This window comes from Sphaerisporangium rhizosphaerae, assembly GCF_042665155.1.
Lineage (GTDB): Bacteria > Actinomycetota > Actinomycetes > Streptosporangiales > Streptosporangiaceae > Sphaerisporangium > Sphaerisporangium rhizosphaerae.
This window is the reverse complement of sequence record NZ_JBHTCG010000077.1, coordinates 1-2413: the sequence shown is the minus strand read 5'-3', so window position 1 is coordinate 2413 and position 2413 is coordinate 1. Positions and strand designations below refer to the sequence as shown.

Annotated in this window: 1 protein-coding gene and 2 pseudogenes; 1 reads left to right on the top strand and 2 read right to left on the bottom strand. The window is 65.6% G+C overall.

The genetic code is table 11. The annotated features are described in order from the left end of the window. Positions 1–128, bottom strand: a pseudogene (locus tag ACFQSB_RS40075) (transposase); the annotation flags it as partial. A gap of 50 nt (positions 129–178) precedes the next feature. Between ACFQSB_RS40075 and ACFQSB_RS40070 the strand changes: the two are divergent. Continuing rightward, positions 179–2272: an ISAzo13 family transposase gene (locus ACFQSB_RS40070; RefSeq protein WP_380832579.1), complete on the top strand. Its 2094-nt coding sequence runs from the start codon at positions 179–181 to the stop codon at positions 2270–2272. Between the two features lie 15 nt (positions 2273–2287). On the opposite strand, the pseudogene ACFQSB_RS40065 reads toward ACFQSB_RS40070, so the two are convergent. Beyond that, positions 2288–2413 (bottom strand): annotated as a pseudogene (locus ACFQSB_RS40065) (transposase); the annotation flags it as partial.

Genomic DNA, 2413 nt, shown 5'->3' with positions numbered 1-2413 from the left:
GCGAGCTCGGCCAGGGCGTCGAAGGCGGCCTCGGCGTCGGCGGCGGTGTAGACCTTCCTCAACTCCGCGGCCAGGGCGGCGCGGTCCTTGCGCGGCACCGGGCGCAGCGCGTTGCGGATCAGATGAAGCTGTCAAGAAACAAGGCGCTTCTTTCTGATCTTGGACTCGTTGAGATGGTATGGCGATCTCCAGCGAGGTCCACGAGCAGCTCGTGGCGCGGTTCGAGGTGTTATTGCCGCATCTCAACGAGCGTCAGCGGCGCCTGGTGCTCGCGCAGGAAGCGCGGCTGCTCGGTCATGGCGGAGTTCGGGCCGTAGCGGCCGTGGCCGGCGTGTCCGAGACCACGGTGCGGGCTGGAGTGTTCGAGCTGGAGGCCGGCGAGGACCCGCTTCCTAACGGCCGTATCCGCAGACCCGGTGGCGGTCGTAAGCCGATCGAGGACCATGACCCCGCGGTGATCCCAGCACTACTGGCGTTGGTGGAGCCGGATGAGCGTGGCGATCCGATGTCACCCTTGCGCTGGACGACCAAGTCGCTGCGGAACCTGGCCGAGGAACTGACCCAACAAGGACATCCTGTCTCCGCGCCGACAGTCGGCCGGCTGCTGCGTGAGCAGGGCTTCAGCCTGCAGGCCAACGCCAAGACCCTGGAGGGCACGCAGCACCCTGATCGAGACGCGCAGTTCCGGTATCTCAACGAGCAGGTCAAGCAGTACCAGGCAGCGAGCCAGCCGGTGATCAGCATCGATGCCAAGAAGAAAGAGCAGCTCGGGCAGTTACCGAACCCGGGGCGGCAGTGGCGACCGAAAGGCGACCCGGTCAAGGTGGAGGACCACAGCTTCTACTTCATCGGCCCGGATGTGGAGGTGGCGATCCCGTTCGGCATCTACGATCTGACCCATGACGCCGGCTGGGTCAACGTGGGGACGGATCACGACACCTCGGTGTTCGCGGTGGAGTCGATCCGGCGCTGGTGGCGCTCGCACGGTCGTCTGGGCTACCCAGCCGCCGACCGCTTACTGATCACCGCAGACTGCGGTGGCTCCAACAGCTACCGCTACCGGCTCTGGAAGGCCGAGCTGGCGGCATTCGCCGCCGAGACCGGCCTGACAGTGACCGTGTGCCACTTCCCGCCAGGCACCTCCAAGTGGAACAAGATCGAGCACCGGCTGTTCTCCCACATCACCATGAACTGGCGCGGCAGGCCGTTGACCAGCCATGAGGTCGTCGTAAACAGCATCGCGGCCACTCGCACCCGCACTGGACTGCGCGTCCATGCCGAACTGGACACTCGCGCCTACCCGATCGGGATCTCGATCAGCCGCGAGTACATGCGCTCGCTGCCGATCACGCCCCATGAGCATCGGGGAACCTGGAACTACACCATCGCTCCCGCCAGTCTGGACGGCGGGGCCGTCGCCGTCACCGCCGACGATCGACAGCAGTGGCGAGCCCAAGCCCTGGCGATGCTGGCCGACCCCCGGCTGACCGGCATGTCCGCCGAGGAACTGAACGCCCTCTGCAGGCGACTGGCCCCCGCGCAAGCCGCCCAAGCCGAGCAGCGCAAGTTCCAGCAGCGGGGCCGGCGGCGTCTGAAAGCACCCGGAGCCCACGGCAAACCTCTGCTCACGGACGCCGACCGCGTCCTGATCACCGTCATCTACCTGCGCCAGGTCTGCTCCCAGAAAGTTCTGGTCGACCTGCTCAGCACCAACCCGGTCACTATCGGCGAGGCGATCAGGCAAACCCGCACCCTCATGGAGGAGCAGCAGATCACCGTCTCGCAGACCACGCACTACTTCTCCCGCTCCCAGGACCTACGCGACTGGTTCGACCATGGTGCAGTCACCACCCAGATGCACATCTCCCAGGTCTTGTCGCATCCCGAGGTGACCGGCATGCCGCGCGACACCTTCCAGGCCATGATCAAGCGGATCACGGTGTCCTACCACGCCACCATTGAACGACGCCGGCACCAGCAGCGCGGAGGCGAACGGCTTGCAGGGTCCCGTCGCGGTGTCTTCCGGCAGAAGATCACCGATGCCGATCGCATCTTGGCCACCGTGCTGGCCCAGCGACAACTCTGCGATCAGCAAACGCTGGCCGACCTGTTCGGCGTCAGTCGCGGCACCATCCGCAACGCCATCGACGATGTGTTGCCGCTGCTCAAGCAGGACGGCTACATCTCCACACCGGCCACGCATCGTTTCACCACCGCCACCGAGCTTCTGGCCTCGGTGTCAGCAGCTCACGACAGCGAAACGCCAAGTTGATTGCTTATGGCTTCGATGAACGATGCAGGTCTGCACGGTGGTGGCGGGAAACGCGGCATGGACGGCGTCCTCGAACCCGCTCAGCCCGTCACAGCAGGCGATGAGGATGTCGGCGACGCCGCGGTTGCGCAGGTCGTTGAT